Here is a 21,596-nt window from a genome sequence, read left to right as displayed (position 1 = left end):
ATCGATGATTCCACCGGGTCACGGCGCATATATACCTTTCGCTGACGACGCTGAAATGCGTCCGTTTTTGCGTCTCCTGAGGGGTATCTCCATGCGTGCAAGACTCACCGAACATCGGTGGTCGCTGAGCATCGCCGCCGTGGTCTCCATGCTCACGACGGCCGTCGTGGTGTCCGGTCCATCGGCCGCGCTGGCCGCCGACCCGACACAGACCTGTGCGACGATCGCCGGGGCCGGGGACGACATCTCCGGCTCGTCCGACGGCAACTTCGCCCCGTACGTCGGCGACCCGGCCACTCTGGTGGTGGTGAACCCGGGACAATTGCCGCAGACCATCGTCTTCTCGCCCGACGACGGCCCGGCACAGGCCGCCTTACTGGCTCCCACCGTGAACCCGCTCAAGCCCACCACGCACACCTTCCGTTTCCCGGCGCCCGGTGAGCTACAGACGCCGTACAAGCACGGGTTCTCGGTGAAGGTCAACGGGATCCGGGTCAAACGCCGGGACGCCACCTCTGCGCAGATGATCGGGTTCGTCAAGAGTGACCTCTGCGCGTACCAGCGCGATCTCTCCGCGACCCAGGTTTCCGGTAGCGGCGTGGCGCCCGTCAGCGGCACCGGAACGCTCAGCTTCCGGGTGACGCTCTCCCGGGAGGCGCCGCCGATCCACCGGTTCAACCCGAAGCCGTTCGTCATCACCGCCACCCAGCAGTCGCCGAACGGCAACGCCGACCTGGCCAATCCGATGCGGGGCACGGTCACGGTGGCACCGGGCTCGCGACAGGCGACGGTCAGCATCCCGATCGCGGCCCGTCCGGCCGGCAGCGCGCCGTGGCCGGTGCGGTTCCGGCTGACCGGCAACGACAACCACGTGCCACGCCCGATCGTGGTCACCGGCACGATCACGAGCACCGCGGCACCGGCCGTCCCGAAGCCCGCGGCGCCGGTCCTCGCCGTGGCCTCCCGCACCACGTCGGCGATCGGTCTCTCCTGGGGCGCCGTCGCCGGAGCCACCCGCTACACCGTGTACGAGGGCAACGCGATCCGCTGCTCGGTCACCGCGCCCGCCTGCACCGTCTCCGGCCTGGGCAGCAACACCACGCACACCTTCACGGTGACCGCCACCAACAGCGCCGGCGAGTCACCGCGCAGCAACGCGGTCACCGCGTCCACCCTGCCGACGTACCTCTACTCGATCGTGAACCAGTCCGCCACGAACCCGGACGGCTCGGCCGCGGACCTGACACACGCCCGCCCCGGCCAGCAGTTCACGGTCACCGTCACGGTTCGCAACACCGGCACCGCCACCTGGACCTCGACGGGGGGCAACCCGGTGCGGCTCGGCACGTACCGGCCCGCGGACCACGCGGGCGTGTTGCGTGCCTCCGGCTGGCCCTCCGCTACCCGGGCGGCCACGCTGACCCCGGCGTCGGTCGCACCGGGCGGAACCGGCACCTTCAGGTTCCCGATCGTCGCGCCCGCCGCCACCGGCAGCGTGACCGAGCACTTCAACCTGGTCGCCGAGGGCGCGAGCTGGTTCACCGACGCCGGCCTGAGCGTCACCGTGAAGACGGTCCCGGTGGTCGGCATGGCAATCCAGCCCGGCACCGCCCTCGGTCAATGGGTGGTGGCTGCCGACGGCGGCGTGTTCGCCTTCGCGGGCGCCCCGTTCTTCGGCTCGATGGGCGGGAAAGCCCTCAACGCACCCGTCGTGGGTATCGCGGCGACGCCGTCGGGCAGGGGGTACTGGTTGACGGCTGCGGACGGTGGTGTCTTCGCGTTCGGTGACGCGGTCTTCGCCGGCTCGATGGCGGGCAAGCCGCTCAACGGCACGGTTGTCTCCATCGCGGCCACCCCGGACGGCCGCGGCTACTGGCTGGCCGGCAGCGACGGTGGCGTGTTCGCGTTCGGCACGGCCGGCTTCGGCGGCTCGGCCGCCGGCAGCGGAGCATCGATGGTCGGCGTCGCCCGCACCGGCCCCGGCTACGCCCTGGTCGACCGCGCCGGCCGGGTCACCGCCTTCGCCACCAGCGGCACCGCGCCCCGCAGCGTACTCTACCCGGGCGAGCGACTCCACCCGGGCGAGCAACTCACCTCCGGCAACGGCCGCTACGTGCTGGTCATGCAGGGCGACGGCAACCTTGTCGAGTACGACGCCGGCCGCCCGGTCTGGGCGAGCGGCACGAACGGGCGGTCCGGCGCCGTCCTGGAGGCGCAGCAGGACGGGAACTTCGTGGTTTACGCACCCGGCCACGTCGCGGTCTGGTCCACCGGCACCAGCGGCCGTCCGGGCAGCGTCCTGCGCATCCAGGACGATCGCAACGTGGTCGTCTACGCCCCCGGCAACCTCGCCGCCTGGGCCAGCCAGACCGGCGTCTGAGCGGCGCGGCTGACCGGGGGCTCGGCGCGCCCCCGGTCAGCCGGGCGCCACCCGTAGGTCGACGGGCGCGAACGGGCAGCGGCGGGCCGTCAGGAGGGGCGAGGCGGCTTGTGCTGGTTCACCGCGGCAATCGCTTCCTCGCGAGTGCTGCCGAAGTGCAATGGCACGAACTGACCGCTTTCATTCTTCCCGCATCGGACCAGTCCGCCCGCGACCAGTCCGCCGCGCGGCGGATCCCACGTCACCAGCGGTGAGAATCTGCCGTCCGCACCGGATGCCGCCGCCGCGTCGGCTATCTTCTCCGCGGCGAGGACTTCCGGCGACGGTTGGTCCGACATCCAAGCGAACACCCGTCCGGCTCTCACGTCACTGCCGTCCTGGGTCGCGCACCACAGTGGGTACGCCTGCGAGATGACCGTCATGAGATCTCCCCCGTCTTCACTCCGCCATTCTCGGGCAAAGTGAGAGGTCAGTCGGCCGGTATGAGAAGACTCGCTCCGGTTGGTCGCCGAGACGGGACCAGCGACCGGCCGGGGAAGAAGCTGCGCTGAATGATCTCGGCCCGTGCGGTATCGACGCCGCCGGATCCGGGAGAGGCCCCACGTGATCAACGCCAATGGGCCACCCGTGCCGCCGCGGCCCCGCTCGCACCCTGGTTCGTCGGGCCCTGGTTCGCCGGGCGCTCGGTCCGCCGGGCGCTCGTTTGCCTGGCCCTCGTTCGCCGCCGGCGCCGACGGTGCCGCCTCGGTATCCGGCACGAGGGTGCGCCTCACGGCCGGGGCCTCAACGCCTTATGATCTTGCCACCGTTCGGCGCCTCCAGCCGCCGGTTCCCTCAGAGGAGTCCACAGTGCACCGTTCTCCATGGCTGACCCGCGCCCTGCCGCTGCTCGCGATCGCCTCGATCGGCGCCTTCCCGGCGGCGCCGGCCCAGGCCGCCTCGACCGGCGTGGCCTCCGTGGTGGAAAGCACGAAGGTCAACTACAAGGCCGCCAAAGGCAAGCAGAACACCGTGATCGTCACCCGCGCCGGACGCACCGTCACGATCGACGACAAGGTCGCGATCAAGGCCGGTAAGGGCTGCAAGCAGGTCAGGGGCGACAGGACCAAGGTCCGTTGCACCACCAGGGCGACCCCGACCCGGGTGCGCGTCTACACCTACGACCGCAACGACTCGATCACCAACAAGACCGACCTACCGGCCACCCTGAGCGGCGGCAGCGGCAAAGACAGAATCGTCGGCGGTCGCAAGGCCGACCTCATCGACGGCGGCACCGGCAACGACAGAATCTCGGGCGACGGCGGCAACGACACCCTCTACGGTGACACCGGCAACGACGTGGTCCGCGGCGGCACCGGCAACGACGAAATCATGGATGCGGGCGGCAGCGACTCGGGCAACGACCGGCTGTACGGCGAGGACGGCGACGACACCGTGTGGGCCCTCGCCGGCAACGACCATGTCTACGGCGGCAACGGGGACGACTTCCTGGTCGGCGGCCCCGGCGCCGACTACATCAACGGCGGCTACGGCAACGACTACCTGCAAGGCAACGACTGCTCCCAAGGCACCGCCGTGGGCGGTTGCCACGCAAGGGACACCCTGGTCGGCGGTCCCGGCACCAACACGATCGTCAAGTCCGTCTGAAACGGAACCGCAGCGCTTCCGATCGTCGCCCCGGCGACAGCCGCAAGGGCGGACACCGTGAGCACCTCCAGCGTCCGTCGTCACTGACCGACGCATGATCAGGTGTCCGCTCTTCGGCTGCACACCCCGCCTGCTCGACTCCTCCTGGACTGACTCCTCCTAGTCCGGGACGTGTCCCAGCAGGTCGAGCAGCATCAGGACGAAGAACTGGGCGCCTGTGCCGAACGCCGCTGCCAGCGCATATCCCACGGCGGCGTCGGTCGCCGTCGGGGTCGACCCTTCGTGCCAGGTGATGTCGACGGCGCCGCCGTTGCGTAGCTCGAAGTCACCCAGGCGGACGCCGCCGCGGCTCAGGCGGCTGACGTCTGGACTCTTCGGCCGGAACTTGTACACGATGCCGCCGTGGTTGACGGTCACTTTGTACGAGCCGCGCATGTAGCGGCCGCGGCCGGGCCGCAGGATGACCGGTTCGCCGTCGACGTGCATGGTGAGGGCGGTGGCGTCGCGGGTTCCGATCGGAACATGCTTGGCGAGCTCGGTGGTCTCGTGGCGCTCGATCACGGCCGTGCCGACGAGACCGGCGTACGCGGCGGTGACCGCCACACGGCGGTCATTCGCCTCGAGCTCGACTGGCAGTTCCTGGAGATCAGTCACGGTACGAGAGTCCCAACGGTCAAATCCTTGTATCTGAGCTGCTACGTGTCGGATCTTATCGATCGAGAGATCTCTGCGGGTCGGCTCACACCGGCACCTGCCACGGACGATCGAACCAGCAGCGGGCGATCCCGGCGAGCGGCCCGGAGGGTACCGTCGTGCTGAACACCCCGGCCCAGCTCGTGGCGGCTCGGGCGGCCGATGAGAACGGCGGAACCACGCTCAGAGACGGAACCGGCAACGCGCGACGGTCACGCCGGGTCGGCCGTCGTCACGGGTTCTCGGCAGCGTCGCGGCCGGCTCGTGCGGGCAGCAGCAGGACCGCCGGTGCTAGCACCACCAGGCCCAGGGACAGCACGTTGCCGGCCCGGTCGATCGGGGCGTAGGGGGCCAGGTGCCCGAGGTGGTAAAGCAGGTGTGGCACGGAGAACGTCAGCCAGGCGAGCGCGGTCAGCCGGACCAGGAAGCCGTCCGCGGGCCGCCGGGCCGCGCCTATGGCGAGCACTGCGAGCGCCAGGTTGAACGCGCCCACGTCGCGGGCCAGATGCTCGTTGTAGTCGCCGAGTACGGGTAGCCAGCGGTGGCCGGCGCCTGGGAACGAGCGCCACCAGGAGGCGGGCGCGGCCGCGGCCCACACCCCGACGTAGACCGCCGTGGCGGCGAGCAGCAGGAGCAACCAGCGTCGTACGGAGAAGGTCATGTCTCCAGGACGAGCCGGGCGGCCCGATCGTGACGACCGGGCGCCTGGATGTTGTGCCGGGTTGCCGGGCAGTGACCGGTTCATCAGCCGGCCGGGTGCATTGCCATCGTTGGAAGGCCTGCCGGGACGGTCAGAGTGGTTCCGTCATGGTGGGCAGATCGCGGTGCTGCCGGAGGGGGCCGAGGAATTGGATCCCGGTGGAGAGGATGAGGGCGGTCGCCATGAACCAGAGGGCGGGCCGAAGTCCTAGAACGGTGCCGAGGAACCCGCCGAGCAGCGCGCCGAACGGGATGGTGCCGTAGTTGATCAAGTGCATGCCGGTGATGACGCGGCTGAGCAGATGCCGCGGTGTGTAGGTCTGACGGAAACTGTTCTTGATGATGTTGCTGGCGACGACGCCGGTGCTGACTGCGATGCCGCCCAGGACGGCGAGGCTCAGGCGTGCGCCGGGCCCGGTCAGCGGCAGGAGTAGTGCGAACGGGGCCGTGCCGGTCTGGCAGATCAGCATGCCGCGGGCAGTTCCCAGACGCCGGGCGACCGTGGTGGCGAGGAATGCACCGATGACGCCGCCGGAGCCCATGACGGCGACGATGACACCGACGGTTCCGGCTCTGATGCCGTTCTCCCGGACCAGGAAGGTGATCCAGATTGCTTGGTATCCGACGAGGGCGAGGTTCGCGGCGGCGCCGAAAGCTGCCATGACGCGTAGGTAGGGGTCAAGGACGAGGAATCTCAGGCCCTCAGTGATATCTCTCAGGATCGCCTTGCGGGGAGCCGGCGGGGATTTGCGCGGTTCCCGGTGGTCCATGGCGAGCAGGCAGACGGTGGAGATGAGGAAGCTGAGCGCGTCGGCCAGCAATCCGGTCACCGCGCCGAACAGTTGGGCGATGAGGCCGGCCGCGCCCGGTCCGGCGACGTGCGCGACCGCCTCGCTGCCCTGCAGTTTGGCATTGCCTTCGGTCAGTTGATCGGCGTTGAGCAGCGATGGCAGGTAGACCTGGTAGGCAGTTTCGCAGAACACCGTCGTGGCGCCGGCGAGCAGTGCCACTACGAGCAGATGCTCGATGGTCAGGACGTGCAGCCATGCGGCTGTCGGCACGCTAACGAACAGCAGTAGTGCGGCCACGTCACAAGTGATCATTATGGGACGTCGGGGAAGCCGGTCGACCCACACGCCGGCCGGTAGCCCGATCAGCAGCCAGGGTAGCCAGACCGCGGCTTGCAGCAGGGCGACTTGCATGGTGCTGGCATCGAGAGTGCCGACGGCGACCAGGGGCAGGGCGACGGCGGTGATGGCGCTTCCGAGCCGGCTACTGCTCTGGCCGATCCACAGCAGCCGGAAATCGCCGTGCCGCGACAGGCGTGCGGGACTGGGCGATACGGTCTGTGCGGTCATGGCTGCCCGGGTACGCCATAGGAGAAGACGAACACCGTCTGGCGCTCCTGGCCATCGTGTGGGGCCGGCTTGCGCCGCCATCGTTCGAGTACGTCGTTGATCTCTTCACCGAGTTGGCGCAGTTCGTCGGGTGTGAGCTGCAGCCAGTTGTCCATTGCGAAGGTCCGGTCGCGCCAGACGGCTCTTTCCTCGTCGCCGGCGGCGAACCAGGAGCGGACCTGTTGGACGTGGTGATCGAGGTTGAGCGACTCTGCGGCGTCGGCCACGGCGGCCGTCGCGGGGTCGTCACGAAAGTCGCCGGAGGACCACTGGATCCCTCGGGAAACCAACCGCCACCATCGTTCACGCCGGTCCCGGGCGAGCTCCGGGGCCTCTTCGAGGAGGCCGCAGTCACCGAGCACGCGCAGATGGTGGCTGACATTGCCGATCGCTTGCCCGGTGGTGGCTGCCAGGGAAGTGGCCGTAGACGGCCCGTGCACCTTGAGGACGTCCATCAGCCGCCGGCGAAGTGGGTGTGCCATGGCGGCCAGCACCCGTGAGTCGGTGATCCGGCGGACTTCATCGAAGCTCATGACGCGAGCATGACATGCACAAAATCCATTGCGCAACATGTCTTGTGCATCTGCGCCGGCGGCGGCGGTCGGTCGGTCGGTCGGTGACGAGTTGTGCGTCGAGCGCGGCCCAGGGCAATGCCTGCAGAAATGGTGAAGCCCGGGGAAATGGCCAATCCCCGGGCTTCGCTGTACCACCGACTTGCACACACCAGCACGTTTAAGAGCGTGGATCATTCTGATGACATCGGGTTTTGCCTTTAAACTACCGCCGCTCGAAGCGCGGCGGGCCGGAGTTGAACCGGCATCCGCTGTCCTTGTCCCGCTCGGTCGATCTGGTGATCGGTGGTGAATGCTGACATTGGAGCGAGAATCTGAGTTTCATGCCGGCTGCCTCTACCAGTTGGGCTACCCCTGCGTGGTGGTGCAGGGGGCGGGACTCGAACCCGCACTGTCACCGGTGGATTCAGTTTCAGCCTCAGCTGTCAGCTTTGCACCGGACTCCCGGCGCACCCCCGCGCTCCCACGGGGGAATCGGTGACGACTACCTGAACAGGTAGTCGAAGACGGCAGCGCCGACCCGCTGGTCGGTGGCCTCGACGTTGTTGGCCTCCTCGCGCGCGAACTTCACCGCGGTCTGCAGCGCCGATACCCGGTCGAGAATCTCGTTCACCCGCTTGGCCGGCAGTGCGCCGGAGAACTTCACGGTCGTCCAGTAGCCGACGGTGATGTCCTCGTAGTACACCTCGACCTGGGCGGGGTGCTTCTCGGTGGCCTCGGCCTTGACGTGGTTGCGCGGCACCTTCTTGGTGCGGTTGGTCCGCACCGGCTCCGTACGCCAGCTATCGGTGGAGTCGTCGCGGAGCCAGGACTCGGCCGCGTCGAGCACCGGCAGCTTCTTCACGAAGGTGTGCAGGTCGACGAGCTGCTTCTCCATGAACAGCAGGTACGTCACCGGCACCTGGGCGGCGATGGTACGACCGTCGACCACCACGTCGGCGCGCGCCACGCAGTTCGTCCAGTCCTTGGTCGCGGTGACGTCGAAGAGCCGGGTCAGCGTGCCGGAGATGTCGCGCAGGATGTCCTCGGCCTTGATCTGCACTCGCGTCGACTCGGCGGGCATCTGTTCGCCCTCCTCGTCCTTCGGCTGATACGTACGGGAGATGCCGGCGAGGGGTCCGGTCTTCTGCACGGCGTGGTGGGCGTCGCTCAACTCGGCGAACGCCTTGCTCTTGACGCCCTTCTCCACGGCGATGATCTGATTCAGCTTCGGCACGGTGTCCCCTTTCAGCGGTGGAACGGTAACACCATGGATCAAGGAATCCGACTCCTTTTCGGCGGTCCTCTTTTCTCCGATGTGGTCACGTACCTGGTGTCGGCCGTCGCGCTGATGCTGATCCACAAACCCTTCCAAGGTGGCACCCGCCCCGGCAGCTTGACCGAGGTCCCGGTCGAGGCCTGCAGGCCTCGACCGGAAGGGACGCACCGTCGGCCGTGGGTTGAACGGCAAGCTGAGCGGCGGAGCCGCCGAGAGCCGTTTCGTGGGGCTCAGGCGGGATCGGCGACGTCCAGGTCGATGAGGAAGCCGCGGGCCTGCCACTGCTCTGCGGGCAGCCGGTCCCGGGCCAGTGCGTAGTACTGCTCGGGGCTGAAGATCCGCATGGTGTCCGGGTCGGGTTCCCAGTCGGGGGGTGTCGGTTCGGAAAGATCCGGGTCGTCGCGGAAGCGGTCAGGACCGGCGTCGGGGACGTCGATCAGGCGCACGCCTCCGGGCCGGCGGACCCAGTCGTCGGTGCCTTGCTCGTGCAGGTCCTGGATGAGCCGGACCCGGCGCACGACTCCGGCGGTGAGGGGTAGGTAGCCGGTGAGCGCCGGGTAGGCGTCGACGATCAGGCAGCCGTCGAGCACGAGGTCGCCGCTCCGGTGGTCGCCTTGCCGGAGCGCACGCAGGTCACCGGCCTCGATCATTTGCGCCCAGGGCTGTCCGTTGGCGTTGAGCCACGTGCCGGCTCGCACGGTGACCTGGTGCAGCACCAGGTCGGCGGGGAGGTCCGGGTCCTCGAGCCAGCTCAGGCGGGTCTCCACCCGCTCGCCCAGAGCCCAGATGGTGTCAGGGGGACAACAACCGTTGAGGAGCATGACCGGCCACAGCATCGGCCCATCGTGTCATTCACCGTCTTGCCGCGGCGGCCGGATCATGACGGAGACGCCTGTTGGCGATCCTGCAAGCGGCAGGCACGGACGACATCACGCGTCTGACCAGGGTCGCATTCACCGTCGCCGTCCGGCGCTACTTCCGCCCGACGTCGACCTGCGAGAGATCAGCGACCTGGTCGCGATCGTTCGAGCTTCCCCGGCGAGGTGCTCTCGTCGCTCGTCGGAGCAGAGTGATGGTCTTGCTACGGCGATGTAGCGGTGGCCGTGCGGCGCACCATCAGAAGGGTGCGGGTCCGCGACCTGCCAACGACACCAACACCTGCGTGGCGAGCAGCTTGCGCATGCCGGTCACGGCGACTGTCCCCACCTGATCGTAAGGCAGCTCCAATTGCAGCCCATCGACTGCGTTGCGCAGGTCCGTCGTGACCTCGTCCGGACGGAAGGTGCCGCCCCAGCCGCTGAGTCCTCCGCGCTGGTTGGTACTGAGCGAAGCCATGCCGGATATGCATGCGCCGTCGACCAGGATCAGTCTCGCGGGGCCCGAGTAGGTTGTCGTCATAGTCATGTCCTTCAGGGTGTCTGACCATCATCAGGAGGACGAGGCATCGGAGTCCGCCCACGATGTGTTTCACCCGGACCGCGACCGTACAAGCTCACCATCAGACCTGCGACGACGCGAGATCCGGCCTTTACCGATGAGGACAGAATAATGCCGCAGGTCCGGAGCACCCCTGTCATCAGGTGAAGCGATCCAGAGGCGAGGATTCGGGAGCGTTGCCGGGCAGGCTCCCAACAAGCTTGCGATCAGGCGATCTTCACGATGCCGTGGTGAATCATGAAACGCCGAACGGCGGGCCCGCTGAACCAGTCGGCCCGCCGTTCGCAGAGGTGGATCAGAGCGGGCGGATGTTCTCCGCCTGCGGGCCCTTCTGGCCCTGGGTGACGTCGAACTCCACCTTCTGGTTCTCATCGAGGCTGCGGAAGCCGCTCGTCGAGATCGCCGAGAAGTGGGCGAAGACGTCGGCGCCGCCGTCGTCCGGGGTGATGAAGCCGAAGCCCTTGTCGGCGTTGAACCACTTCACGGTGCCTGTAGTCATGTCTGCTCCTTCGCAGGCTGTCGGAGCCGCACTGTGCGGACCCTTGCGCCGCCGCGTTGATCACCCGCGTCGGAACCGACACGTACAAACGAAAAAGCGCCTGGATGGGTTCAGATAACCCATCAGGCGCCGAAAACGTCTACGGAAATCAAAACTGCAACTCGACCAACATAGCACGTAGTTCGCCGTCCGTCCCCACCCGGGATCTGCTCGATGCGTTCGAGGCACGCCGCGGTGAGGAGGCTCATGCCTGGTGAGGACGGCGATACGACGCCGATCACGCCCGGGCGCAGCGGGGGTGGCGTCACCATCGATGGGAACGGAAGGGCACTTAAACTCCTGTCCAGCCGCTTTCGAGTACATGCTGAAGATTTGAGGGACCTGTGATGCCCAGGACGTTGATCCGTGATCTCGCCGCAGCCGTCGGTGAGGAGGTGACCGTCTACGGCTGGGTGAACGCCCTGCGGTTGCAGCGCAAGCTCCAGTTCGTGATCGTGCGGGATCACACCGGACTGGTACAGATCACGAACAAGCGCACCGACGAGGCCGGTGAGCTGGAGCAACTGATCGAGCACGGGATGACCCCGGAATCCGCCGTCAAGATCACCGGAGTGGTGATCTCGGCCCCCAACGTCAAGCTCGGCGGCCTGGAGATCCAGCCCACCGCGGTAGAGGTGGTCTCCCGGGCCGACGCGATGCCGATCGACAGGCAGACCGGCATCGACCAGCGCCTCGACTGGCGGTTCCTGGACGTGCGCCAGCCCGAGCGCCAGCTCACCTTCGCTGTGCAGACCACGCTGGAGGAGGCGCTGCGCGAGTTCGCGTACGCCGAGGGCTGTACCGAGATGCACACCCCCAAACTGATGGGAACAGCGTCCGAGTCCGGCTCCGAGGTGTTCGCGGTGAAGTACTTCGACCGCACCGCCTACCTCGCGCAGTCGCCGCAGTTCTACAAGCAGATGGCGATCGCCGGCGGCATCGACAAGGTGTTCGAGATCGGCCCGGTGTTCCGCGCCGAGCCGTCCTTCACCTCCCGGCACTCCACCGAATTCACCGGCCTGGACGTCGAGATCGCCTGGATCGAAGACGTCGAGGACGTGATGCGCTTCGAGGAGCGGATGCTCGCCCACGCGTTGCGCCGCATCGAGGAACGGCACGGCGAGGCCATCCGAGAGATCTTCGGTGTCGAGGTCACCGTGCCGGACGTCGCGTTCCCCCGGTACACCATGGCCGAGGCGATCAGCCTGCTCCGGGCCCGTGGGTGGGACCCGGAAGGGGTCAAGGAGGACCTGGATCCCGAGGGCGAGCGGATGATCTCGAGGATCGCCGCCGAGGAGCACGGCAGCGAGTTCGTCTTCATCACCGAGTTCCCGATCTCGGTGCGCCCGTTCTATCACCTGCGCCCGGAGCACAACCCGGACGTCACGGCCAGCTTCGACCTGCTCTGGAAGGGGCTGGAGATCACCACCGGCGCTCAGCGTGAGCACCGGCACGACGTGTTGCTCAAGCAGGCAGAGGAGAAGGGGCTGGGGCTCGAGCCGCTCACCTCGTACACCGACTGTTTCCGGTTCGGCACCCCGCCGCACGGCGGCTTCGGCGCCGGTGTCAACCGGATCCTGATGGTGCTGCTCGGGCTGGAGAGCATCCGGGACGCGATGTTCCTGTTCCGAGGCCCCAACCGCCTCACGCCCTGATGCCGTGCCGGCGCCCGGGACGGCCTGCGTGGCCGCCCGTCCCGGGCGCCGCAACGCAACGGCTCAGGCCCGGCCGGGCCTGCGGGTGCCGGCTCTTGGCCCGAAGGCGACGGCGGGGCACCCGGAAAGGGTGGGCAATGATCGATCTGGAGCCCGGCCCCGGCAACGGTGTTCATGGGGAGACGCCGTCACCCGCGCCGATCCTGGTGGATCCATTGGCGACTCGGACAGTGTTCATCGAGGGACGTCTCGCGCTGCCGTCACGCTGCGGTACATTGCGCTCGTCATCTGGAGGTCATTTCCGAAGGCGCCCAGTGCGGGGCTCCTGAGCGTCGCTTTTCTGGCGTGACCCGATGGCTCTTGACCATCACTGTCAAAGGACACCCTCATGCCCTCGTACACCATCACCATCGCACCGAACGACGACAGCGGAACCACCACCACCCTGATCGTGGACACCTCAGGCACCGAGGTACGGATCACCGACGTGCACCTACATGCCGACGCCGGCCTGGTGGGCGGGCGGATGCCCTCGGTGGACGTGGGTCTACTGCTGCAGGCGGTCAACCCGACGGCCGATGCGGCGAAGCCGATCGAGGCGGAACGGACCAACCATCGCGCTGCCGCCTTCGAGGCGCCCGGCCCCGTTCGGGAAGTCGAGGCGCACCCGACGCCGGTCGACGCCTCCGTACAGGACACGTCGGCCGCCGCCCCGACCAAGCGCCGCCGCGCCGCGAAACCGGCACCGGCCCCTGCCCAGCGGGCCCGTGCGCGCCGGTCGGCGACCCCGGCCGCCTCCGCCACCCCGACGGCAGAAACGGCTGTACCAGCCAAGGCCAAGACCCCCGCCGGGCGCAAGAAGGTCGCCAAGTCGGTCCCGGCGAGGAAGACCGCTGCCGCCGCGGCGAGCGCAGGCAAGGGCCGCGTGTACCGGCGTACCCCCGACGACCTCGCCGCGGTGTACAAACAGGCCGGATCAGCGACCGCGATCGCCGAGCACTACGGCGTACCCCGGCACACCGCGCAAGGATGGATCCAGCGTATGCGCAAGAACAGCACGACGACAGCACCGGCCGCCGACTGAACGCTTCCAGGGATTGACAGGCCGGCGCCCCGGGGGCGGAGCGGGCCGGCTCGCGGCGGCTGCCCTCGTCCCCGTCCGGCGCGCGCCGACGCGCCGGGCCACGGCCCGGTCGTGAGCAGCGCGGGCGTCTTCGCAGCAGCCGCGGAGTTTCTCGCCAAAGCGGATACGGCTGATCGCGACGGCGGCGTTGGTCCGACCGTTCGGGATCGCGTTGCCGAGCGTGGAGGCACGGGCGGAGGTCCGCGTAGTGTAGGGCGGATTCGGCTTGGCCTACGGCACGCTGTCGCCGTTGCTGAACACGAGACGTCGGGGCTGGTGCGCCGCGAGCGGAGCCCGCGGGACGAGCGCTCGGTGTGGGTGAGCGTGACCCGCCAGGGACGCGACCTCGAGGGCCGGGCGGCGCGCGTGCCAGCTTCGATCGTGAGCACGATGGGGCCGCAGCAGCGAGACCGACCCGCGCACCGACGCGCACGGGCGCCGACTGTCTGCGTAAACCTCCAGCAGCCCCGGCGGAACCGGCCGACTCCCCAGGACGCTCGCCGCCGGGGCTTCGCTGTGACCCACTCGGACCGACCGGAGGTTTCCGCTTCGACGGCGACAGCCTCACCCTGCTCGGGAAGAGCCCCTTCGCTGCGACCAAGCCGGGCCTGATGCCGGCGATCGCCAGTGACCCCGGTCGGGCGGCCCGAGTTCCAGCGGTCGTCGCAACACCGCTGTGATCGACTACAGCCCTGAGCCTAGCGAGTACGGTCGCAGCGCAGCGACGGACCGATCGCGGCCCGCCGGGAGCGCGGATCGCGGCTATGTCAGGTGCTGTGGTACGCCACATAATGGCGTGACATTCGTCTTCGGGGCCCGGAGACTTCCCGGGTGATCTTCGACGCCGTCCTCCGTCAAGTGCGTCCCCCGTCACCGCTGGCCGGACGGTTGTCCGCCCAGTCGCTGCTCTTCGCCCTCGGCGAAGGTACCTTCATGACCGGCTCGGCGGTCTTCTTCACCCAGATCGTCGGGCTGTCCGCCGCCCAGGTCGGTCTCGGCCTGACCTGCGCCGGGATCGCCGCGTTCCTGGCGGCGTTGCCCATGGGCAAGCTGGTCGACCGCTTCGGGCCGAAGAGGATGTGGGCGCTCAGCGCGACCGGGCAGGCGGCGATGTTCGCGGTGTGGCCCTTCATCACCGGTTTCCACGGCTACGTCGCCATGGCCGTCGGGATGGAGGTCATCGGTGCCCTCGGCAGCGCCGCGTACGGCGCGTACACGATCGACGCCCTGCCGCCCGAGGAGCGGGTGAAGTCCCGGGCCTACATGTACTCGGCCCTGAACCTCGGCTTCACCCTCGGCTCTCTCATCGGGGGCGTCGCCTTGGCATTCCACTCCAACGACGTCCTGCACGCGCTGCCCTGGTTCACCGCCGTGGTCTTCCTGGTCAACGCCACCGCCATCAGCCGGCTGCCGCGGGCCGCGCACGACAACCGCACCCCGGTGGACCGCAAGGTGAAGGTCCCCGGCCCGGGACCGTTGCGCAACCCCGGCTGGCTGCTGACGACCTTCTTCGCCGGAGTGTTCTGGACCAACCAGGTGCTGCTCAACGTCGTGATCCCGCTGTGGCTGGTCGAGCAGACGGACGCCCCACGGGTGCTGCTGGCCTTGCTGTTCGGCACCAACACGGTGATGTGCATCTTCCTGCCGATGGCAGCGGCACGGGGAGTCAACGGCATATCCACCGCGCTGCGGGCGGTCCGGGTGTCGTCGACCTTCTTCGTGATCTCCTGCCTGATCACGCTGGCGACCCACGACACCGTCGGCTGGGTCACGATCGCCCTGGTCTGGTTGGGGCATGTGACCGTGACCGGGGCCGAGCTCTACCTCTCGGCGGCCAACTGGACGTTCGAGGCTGAACTGATGGACCCCCGTCAGCGGGGCGCCTACCAGGGGGCAGCCGAAATGAGTGGCACTCTCGGCAAGGTATGGGCGCCGGCGGTGTACACCTTCCTCGCGATGAACTGGGGTGCCACCGGCTGGTTGGTGATCGCCGGCATCATCGTGGTGGCCACCATCGCGATACACCCGTCGACCCGGCTGGCGCGACGGTTCCTCGAGACGCACGTCCCCGCCGGGGTACTGGCCGACGCCCGCGTCTCCCATTCCGACCATGAGGAGGGCGTCTCCACCGGTCTGTCCCCGCTCGCCGGCACCGACCAGTCGGTGACAGACCACACCCCAGACCCGGTCCGGTGATTCGGGCCAGGAGCGTCGCTACCGTTTCGGAAAGCGCCGACAGCCGGAAATCGGCTTCGCGCCAGGACGTCGGTGCTCACCGGTTCCCTGCTGCGACCCCGGGTCGACGTGGCAGAACGGAATCTGCGAATCTCAACGGCCGATTCCGCGACGAGTTCCTCACCTGCGAACAGTTCAACACTCTGCTCGAAGCCCAGGTCCTGGCGGAAGACTGGCGCATCGAGTACAACACCTACCGACCCCACGGCTCCCTGGACTGGCTCACCCCCGACGCCCTCCACAGCCGATGGATCACCAACCGGCAACCAGCACTCTCGTAGCCGGTGGACCACCAAACGGGCTCCAGTCAGCCGTGGTAAACCACACTCCACGCGAACACGCGCACTGGAGACCTCCTAGTCAGAGACCGTGCCGTAGCGATGCCCTCGTTCGACGTTGGGATCGTGGAGGCCGACGGTGGTCTCGTACTACCTAGGATCAAGGTGTGAGCCATGGCCGGGTTTCGCACGAGGTACTTGTTGTTCCTCCAGACGCTCCCCAGGGCCAGGTATGGCTCGGTTTTCGCGGTGGAGCCTTGGCTACTGTAGCGACGACAGTCCGACGCTGAACCAGGGCAGGCCAGCGATCACGGTTAGGCCGTCGCGGACTACAGTCGCGGTGTCGGCGGCCACGAAGCCGGAATCGGTGGTGGGCCGCCGTCGTGGAAGACGCAGCCGAACTCCGCGCCGGTGGCCAGACTTACCACTCCGGCGGCGGGATCGGCGCTACCGCGGACCAGCCCTCCGGCGTAACCGTCGTCTCCGATGACGTCGTGGTCGCCCAGGTAAATTCCCCAGTTGAGGAAGAGATCCCGAGAGCCCCCTGCACCGTCGGGGAACGGGTCGGCGGCGGGGCGGACACGGTGCTGGACCACAAACGGGCCCTCCATCGCCGAGATGAGGCGGTTCTCCCATTCGGCGGCGTTCACCGTCCATCCGGGGACGACACCGCTGCCACCGTGCAGCAGCGTCGGCTTCAGGACGAGCTCGGTCTGGTGGGCCAAGGCGTACGCGAGTAGGTCGACCCGGCTGCCGCCGAGGTCTGTAGTGTGTGCCCGCACGTACCGTGTCCACGGCAGCAGTCGGTCGATGCACGACAGTTCGGCCGCGTCGAACAGGTCGCGGTGGCGGTCGTCGGAGAGCACGGCCAAGGTGCCCTTGTTGCCGTAGAGCTCGGCGTCCAGCCGGCTGAACAGGCCGACCTTGTTCTGTTCGACCGCGGTCAGCAGCGGCTCCAGATGGGCCTCCGCCACGGCGTCGCTCAAGTCCTCGACCAGGAAGTAGCGGAAGACGACGTCGATGGCCCGGCCGTCGACGGTGGGGCGGCCGTCCGGGTACGTCAGCTGACCCAGATCGCAGGCGATCCCGTCGACGTCGTAGTCGGCCAGCTTTCCGGCGAGCATCCGCAGGATGGGTCCCACCACCGCGAAGTTCTCCACGGTGTCGACCACCGCGACGACGGGCGGCCGGTCGGCGGGGATCACCGCCGCGCACTCGGCGTACATCGTCCGGACCACGCAGTCGAGCGTGTCCCGGTACCGGAGTTGGTGCCCGCGCACGAACGCGTCGAGGGGTGGATACCTCAGCATCGCACGGTTAATGTCGGCGTTGTCTGCGCCGCCGAGCGCGCTGGTGACGTTGAGCTCGAGCAGCTTGAACGCCGTACCGTCGTGGTAGAGGTCGGCGCGGCCGAGCGGACGCAGCACCCCGGAGCGGGCGCTCCGCGTGATCAGCGCCGTCTGCCGCGGGTCCATGCCGACCGCCTGGGCCAGTGCCGTGAGGCTACCGCCGAACACCCGCTCGGGCAGGGAGCGCAGCATGCCGTACAGCGCGCGCAGGTCCTGCACGACGGCTCGGCGCTCGGTCTCGCCGAGGAAGGCCGGGCCGTTCAGAAACCGGTCACGGTACGTCAGCCCGAGCTGAGCGGACTCCAGGGCCGCTGCCGTCGGAAGCCCCGCCGCCGCCTCCCCGGCCAGGTGGTCGAGGTACGCGCCGCTCATCGCCGACCTGTGCAGCTCGGACGGGCTCGTGGTGGTCATGGCTGTCCTCTCCGGACCCGTCAGTCGCATGGCGGGGTCGTCTCCTGCACGGCACGGGTGATCCACCGGCGGCGGGCGCCCTCGAGGAGCCCCAGCGCGATGACCGCCATGACGGCGGCGCCAGCGCCGAACACGGCGGCGGTCCCCGCTTCGGCCGCGACGATGCCGCCCGCCGCCGCACCGATGGGCAGCCCTCCCCAGGCGATGAGACGGTACACGCTGTTGGCCCGCCCGAGCAGGTGCTCGGGCACCAGGGTCTGCCGCAGCACCACGGCGACGACGTTCCACGTCACGGTGCCACAGGCGAACAGCGCGAGGGCCGCGCCGGCCGCGTACGCCGACGGCACCGTGGCCAGCACGGCCTCGCTCGTGGCGATCAGGGCGACGGTGGCGACCAGCGCGCCTTCCCGGCCGAGGCGGTCGATCAGCCGCGGCGCGAACCGGGATGCCAGGACCGCGCCCGCGGCCTGGCAGGAGAGCAGGACGCCGTAGCCGAAGGGACTGAGGTGCAGCACCTTGACGGTGTGCACGACGAGGACGGCGAGCATCGCGTTCCCGGCTAGGTTGATCAGGCAGGACAGCAAGGCGAGGGTGCGCAGGAGGTGATGGCGCCACAGCCATTTGGCGCCGGCCATCATCTCCGACAGCATGCCGGTGCGGTCCGGCCGGGCACCGGGCGGCCGGCTGCGGCGGATGCGGCTGATCAGTACGGCGGAGACCAGGAAGGTGGCCGCGTCCAGGCCGAACGGCAGGGCGACCGCCACACCGAACAGAACCGCGCCGACGAGCGGGCCGACGAAGCCGGTGCCCGCCTCCTCCACCGCCATGACCCGGGCGTTGGCGGTGGTGAGCCCGGACTTAGGGGCGATGAAGGGCAGGAAGGTCTGGGCGGCGTTGCGGGAGAAGACCTCGCCGACGCCGAGCAGGAACATGCACGTGTACAGCAGCGGCAGCCCGCCCCAGCCGCCGAGGATGCCCACGGCGAGCACGGCGAGGATGACGGCCCGGGCCAGGTCGACCCGCACCATGGTCGCGCGGATGTCGACGCGGTCGATTAGCAGTCCCATGGGGATGCCGAACAGCACGAACGGCACGGTCACGGCGACCGAGGCGGCGCCGATCAGGCGCGGATCGTCGGTCAGCCGGGTGGCCAGCAGGGGCGCCGCGGCGATCGTGGCGCCGTCGCCGATCGCGGACACGGCCATGGCCCACCACAGCCGGTTGAAGTCGCGCCCCAGCTGCGGCCGCTGCTTGGTTCGGCCGCCGGAGAAGCGCTTCAGCCGGCCCGGTGACGCCGTACCGGTGGACGAGCTCGTGCTCATGACGCCCGGGCAGGTCGCGGTCGACGTTCCACTCTGCTCCCGATTGTGCGGCGCTCCGTCGGCGGAGGCGGACCGGTCATCCGCCACCGCGGGCGGACCCGTACGCGTCCGGCGCCCGGGGTGCCCAAGGATAGTCGATCAAGCGACTCCCGGTGGGGGCACCTGGGCGGCCCGCACGCCGGGAGCTTCGGGCGCTAGATGGTCCGAATCGGACATCCCCGTAAGAATAGACCCATTCAAATTAAGCGGTGCTCCGCTGGCCGTATGGCTACTGTGACCCATCCGGGCGGGGGGCGCAGTACTTGACGACGCTCGATATGGTGCGGACCGGGACGGGGGGACCAGCGGTCCGTATCGGACGGATGCGGCGGCAACGGACGTCCGGTCGCCCTGCCCAGGCGCCGGAATACCCGTGCCCGCAGGGGGTGCCACTCCGGCACCACCGACATCGACTTGGTGAGGACGACGTTCATGACAACCTGTGTGCCGGATGCCGCGAGTCAGGCGGCCCGGAACCGCCACAGCGCCCCGGGGCGCCCGCGGGACCGCCGACTCCGCCTTGGCGGAGGTACGCGTTGAGTCTCATGACGGAGCTGGCCGAATCTCGATCCGGCGCCGTCGACCCGGTGCGCGTCGCCGTGATCGGCACCGGCGCGATCGGTCAGGACCTGGTCAGCAAGATTCATCGCTCGTCGGTGCTGGACTGCCGGCTTGTCGCCGGGCGCAACCCGGATTCGGCGGGACTGCGGCGCGCCGCGAACCTCGGCTACCCCACCACCGCCGGCGGGATCGAGGCGGTGCTGGCCGCCGGATCCCCGTTCGACGTCGTTTTCGACGCGACGAGCGCGGCGTCGCACCGTAAGCACTGGCGCCTACTGGAACCGCTGGGCACGGTCGTCGTCGACATGACGCCCAGCAACATCGGACAGATGGTGGTGCCCACCGTCACCGGGATCCAGGCGGGCACCGGACGCAACGTCAATCTGATCAGCTGCGGCGGTCAGGCGTCCGTACCCGTCGTGCACGCGCTCGCGACGAACTTCCGCGTGACGTACTTCGAGGTGGTCTCCACGGTGGCGAGTGCCGTCGCGGGCCGTGCCACGAGGATGAACCTCGACGAGTACGTGGCGACCACGGGTCACGCCGTCACGACGTTCTCCGGGGTCTCCGACGTCAAGGCCATCCTCAACATCAGCCCGGCGGTACCGCCGGCGACGTTCCGGACGGCGGTCCACGCCCGGATCGACGGTGCCGACGCCGCGGTGGTGCGGGCCGTGCTCGACCCGGTGGCCGAGCAGATGCGCACGTTCGCCCCCGGGTACGAGATCACCGGTTGCACGGTGATCGGCGACCGGGTGACGGTCGCGCTGCAGGTCACGGCGAACAGCGACGTGCTTCCGGTGTACGCCGGGAACCTGGACATCATCAATTCCGCCGCCATCATGGTGGCCGAGCAACACGCGGCCGCGTTGCACCGGACCCGTCGGGAGGCGGCCCGATGAGGAACGTGGTGATTCACGACCCGACGCTGCGGGACGGTCAGCACGCGGTCAAGCACCAGCTCGGAGCGGACGCTCTACGCCGTTATGCGGAGGCCGCGGACACGGCCCGGATTCCGGTGGTGGAGGTCGGCCACGGCAACGGCCTGGGCGCGTCGTCGTTCCAGGTCGGGTCGGCGGCGGTGAGCGACGACGAGATGCTGTCGACGGTCCGGGAGTCGCTCCGGCACAGCCGGATGGGCGTCTTCATGCTGCCGGGCTGGGGCACCTGCGGCGACCTCCGCAAGGCGATCGACCACGGCGCGGACGTCGTCCGCATCGGTGTGCACGCCACCGAGTCGTCACTGGCGGAGCGGCACCTGGGCTTCCTGCGCGAAGCCGGGGCCGAGGCGCATTGCGTGCTGATGATGAGCCACATGGCGTCGCCGGCCGAGCTGGCCGAGCACGCCGCGCAGGCCGTCGGGTTCGGCGCGCAGGGCGTGGGCATCATGGACTCCGCCGGTCACTTCCTTTCCTCGGACGTCACCGCACGGATCTCCGCCATGGTCGACGCGGTCGGGACCGTCCCGGTGATCTTCCACGGGCACAACAACCTCGGCATGGCCGTGGCCAACTCGGTCGCCGCGGTCGACGCCGGAGCCTCGATCATCGACGGCTGCGCCCGCGGCTTCGGCGCCGGGGCGGGCAACACCCAGCTCGAGGTGCTGGTGCCGGTGCTGGAACGCCACGGGTACGCGACGGGCATCGACCTGTACGCGCTGCTCGACGCCGCCGACCTCGCCGAGCGGGAGCTCATGCCCGCACCACCGGTCACCGCCTCGATGAGCATCGTCAGCGGGCTGGCGGGAGTGTTCTCCGGATTCAAGCACCGGGTCGTCGAGCTGTCGGCACTCGCGGGCGTCGACCCCCGCGACGTGTTCTTCGAACTCGGCCGGCGGCAGTCCATCGCCGGTCAGGAGGACCTGATCGTGGACGTGGTGGCGGAGCTGAGCGCCCGCCAGACCACCCGATGACCCCGTACGTGAGCCCCCTTTTTTCTAAGGACGAACGACATGTCTCTTTCTGACGCGGTGGCCGAACCGAACGGATCCGCGGGCGTGCTG

19 protein-coding genes and 1 tRNA gene are annotated in these 21,596 nt (G+C 68.9%); 8 read left to right on the top strand and 12 right to left on the bottom strand.

Annotation, left to right across the window (positions count from 1 at the left end; all coding sequences use genetic code 11):
* Positions 1 to 91 precede the first annotated feature (91 nt).
* The gene (locus EDD30_RS16215; RefSeq protein WP_084556212.1) at positions 92 to 2,380 is read left to right on the top strand and encodes an NBR1-Ig-like domain-containing protein; all 2,289 of its coding nucleotides are present in this window, start codon (positions 92 to 94) and stop codon (positions 2,378 to 2,380) included.
* Positions 2,381 to 2,469: 89 nt separating this feature from the next.
* On the opposite strand, the gene EDD30_RS16210 is transcribed toward EDD30_RS16215, so the two are convergent.
* Positions 2,470 to 2,802: a hypothetical protein gene (locus EDD30_RS16210; RefSeq protein ID WP_071803931.1), complete on the bottom strand. Its 333-nt coding sequence runs from the start codon at positions 2,800 to 2,802 to the stop codon at positions 2,470 to 2,472.
* A gap of 427 nt (positions 2,803 to 3,229) precedes the next feature.
* Here EDD30_RS16210 and EDD30_RS16205 point away from each other — a divergent pair, with 427 nt between their 5' ends.
* On the top strand, positions 3,230 to 4,027 hold the full coding sequence (locus tag EDD30_RS16205) for a calcium-binding protein (RefSeq protein ID WP_071803932.1): 798 nt from the start codon (positions 3,230 to 3,232) through the stop codon (positions 4,025 to 4,027).
* A gap of 159 nt (positions 4,028 to 4,186) precedes the next feature.
* Here the strand turns inward: EDD30_RS16205 and EDD30_RS16200 are convergent, their stop codons facing one another.
* The 9 genes from EDD30_RS16200 to cspE all read right to left on the bottom strand — a co-directional run bounded on the left by EDD30_RS16200 (position 4,187) and on the right by cspE (position 10,582).
* Positions 4,187 to 4,681 carry a hypothetical protein gene (locus EDD30_RS16200; RefSeq protein WP_071803933.1) on the bottom strand — a complete coding sequence of 165 codons (495 nt, stop codon included), beginning with the start codon at positions 4,679 to 4,681 and terminating at the stop codon, positions 4,187 to 4,189.
* A 271-nt stretch (positions 4,682 to 4,952) separates the two neighbouring features.
* The gene (locus EDD30_RS16195; protein WP_071803934.1) at positions 4,953 to 5,381 is read right to left on the bottom strand and encodes a hypothetical protein; all 429 of its coding nucleotides are present in this window, start codon (positions 5,379 to 5,381) and stop codon (positions 4,953 to 4,955) included.
* A gap of 130 nt (positions 5,382 to 5,511) precedes the next feature.
* Positions 5,512 to 6,777 (bottom strand): MFS transporter, encoded by a 1,266-nt coding sequence (locus tag EDD30_RS16190; RefSeq protein ID WP_071803935.1) that lies wholly within the window; start codon positions 6,775 to 6,777, stop codon positions 5,512 to 5,514.
* Positions 6,774 to 7,349: an ArsR/SmtB family transcription factor gene (locus tag EDD30_RS16185; RefSeq protein ID WP_071803936.1), complete on the bottom strand. Its 576-nt coding sequence runs from the start codon at positions 7,347 to 7,349 to the stop codon at positions 6,774 to 6,776. Before EDD30_RS16185 ends, EDD30_RS16190 begins: the two co-directional genes overlap by 4 nt.
* Positions 7,350 to 7,750: 401 nt before the next feature.
* Positions 7,751 to 7,847, bottom strand: a tRNA-OTHER gene (locus EDD30_RS39130).
* 25 nt (positions 7,848 to 7,872) lie between these two features.
* Positions 7,873 to 8,604 (bottom strand): DUF7873 family protein, encoded by a 732-nt coding sequence (locus tag EDD30_RS16180; protein ID WP_071803937.1) that lies wholly within the window; start codon positions 8,602 to 8,604, stop codon positions 7,873 to 7,875.
* Positions 8,605 to 8,876: 272 nt separating this feature from the next.
* Entirely contained in the window at positions 8,877 to 9,482 is a 606-nt protein-coding gene (locus tag EDD30_RS16175; RefSeq protein ID WP_071803938.1) for a hypothetical protein, read from the bottom strand.
* 280 nt (positions 9,483 to 9,762) lie between these two features.
* Positions 9,763 to 10,044, bottom strand: a complete 282-nt coding sequence (locus tag EDD30_RS16170) for a hypothetical protein (protein WP_071803953.1) — start codon at positions 10,042 to 10,044, stop codon at positions 9,763 to 9,765.
* A 334-nt stretch (positions 10,045 to 10,378) separates the two neighbouring features.
* Positions 10,379 to 10,582, bottom strand: a complete 204-nt coding sequence (cspE, locus tag EDD30_RS16165; protein WP_071803939.1) for a transcription antiterminator/RNA stability regulator CspE — start codon at positions 10,580 to 10,582, stop codon at positions 10,379 to 10,381.
* Positions 10,583 to 10,968: 386 nt separating this feature from the next.
* Here cspE and aspS point away from each other — a divergent pair, with 386 nt between their 5' ends.
* The 4 genes from aspS (at position 10,969) to EDD30_RS16145 (ending at position 15,915) form a co-directional block, all read left to right on the top strand.
* On the top strand, positions 10,969 to 12,276 hold the full coding sequence (gene aspS, locus EDD30_RS16160) for an aspartate--tRNA(Asn) ligase (RefSeq protein ID WP_071803940.1): 1,308 nt from the start codon (positions 10,969 to 10,971) through the stop codon (positions 12,274 to 12,276).
* 388 nt (positions 12,277 to 12,664) lie between these two features.
* Positions 12,665 to 13,360 carry a hypothetical protein gene (locus EDD30_RS16155; protein WP_071803941.1) on the top strand — a complete coding sequence of 232 codons (696 nt, stop codon included), beginning with the start codon at positions 12,665 to 12,667 and terminating at the stop codon, positions 13,358 to 13,360.
* Positions 13,361 to 14,230: 870 nt separating this feature from the next.
* A complete protein-coding gene (locus EDD30_RS16150) occupies positions 14,231 to 15,595 on the top strand; it encodes an MFS transporter (RefSeq protein WP_071803942.1) in 1,365 nt (454 codons plus the stop codon).
* Positions 15,592 to 15,915, top strand: a complete 324-nt coding sequence (locus EDD30_RS16145) for an integrase core domain-containing protein (protein ID WP_071803943.1) — start codon at positions 15,592 to 15,594, stop codon at positions 15,913 to 15,915. Before EDD30_RS16150 ends, EDD30_RS16145 begins: the two co-directional genes overlap by 4 nt.
* A 326-nt stretch (positions 15,916 to 16,241) precedes the next feature.
* Here EDD30_RS16145 and EDD30_RS16140 read toward each other — a convergent pair whose 3' ends face one another.
* Both EDD30_RS16140 and EDD30_RS16135 read right to left on the bottom strand, forming a co-directional pair.
* Positions 16,242 to 17,672 carry a hypothetical protein gene (locus tag EDD30_RS16140; RefSeq protein ID WP_071803944.1) on the bottom strand — a complete coding sequence of 477 codons (1,431 nt, stop codon included), beginning with the start codon at positions 17,670 to 17,672 and terminating at the stop codon, positions 16,242 to 16,244.
* Positions 17,673 to 17,692: 20 nt separating this feature from the next.
* Positions 17,693 to 18,994, bottom strand: coding sequence for an MFS transporter (locus EDD30_RS16135; RefSeq protein ID WP_084556213.1), 1,302 nt, complete (start codon positions 18,992 to 18,994; stop codon positions 17,693 to 17,695).
* 584 nt (positions 18,995 to 19,578) lie between these two features.
* Here EDD30_RS16135 and EDD30_RS16130 point away from each other — a divergent pair.
* Complete coding sequence (locus tag EDD30_RS16130) at positions 19,579 to 20,496, top strand: acetaldehyde dehydrogenase (acetylating) (RefSeq protein ID WP_123678315.1); 918 nt, start codon at positions 19,579 to 19,581, stop codon at positions 20,494 to 20,496.
* Positions 20,493 to 21,506, top strand: coding sequence for a 4-hydroxy-2-oxovalerate aldolase (dmpG, locus tag EDD30_RS16125; protein ID WP_071803947.1), 1,014 nt, complete (start codon positions 20,493 to 20,495; stop codon positions 21,504 to 21,506). The genes EDD30_RS16130 and dmpG overlap by 4 nt, the downstream gene beginning before the upstream one ends.
* Positions 21,507 to 21,596 lie beyond the last annotated feature (90 nt).

It is taken from the genome of Couchioplanes caeruleus (genome assembly GCF_003751945.1).
In the GTDB taxonomy this organism is placed as follows: domain Bacteria; phylum Actinomycetota; class Actinomycetes; order Mycobacteriales; family Micromonosporaceae; genus Actinoplanes; species Actinoplanes caeruleus.
Note: the sequence above shows the minus strand (reverse complement) of the source record. Positions and strands in the feature narration are given on the sequence as shown.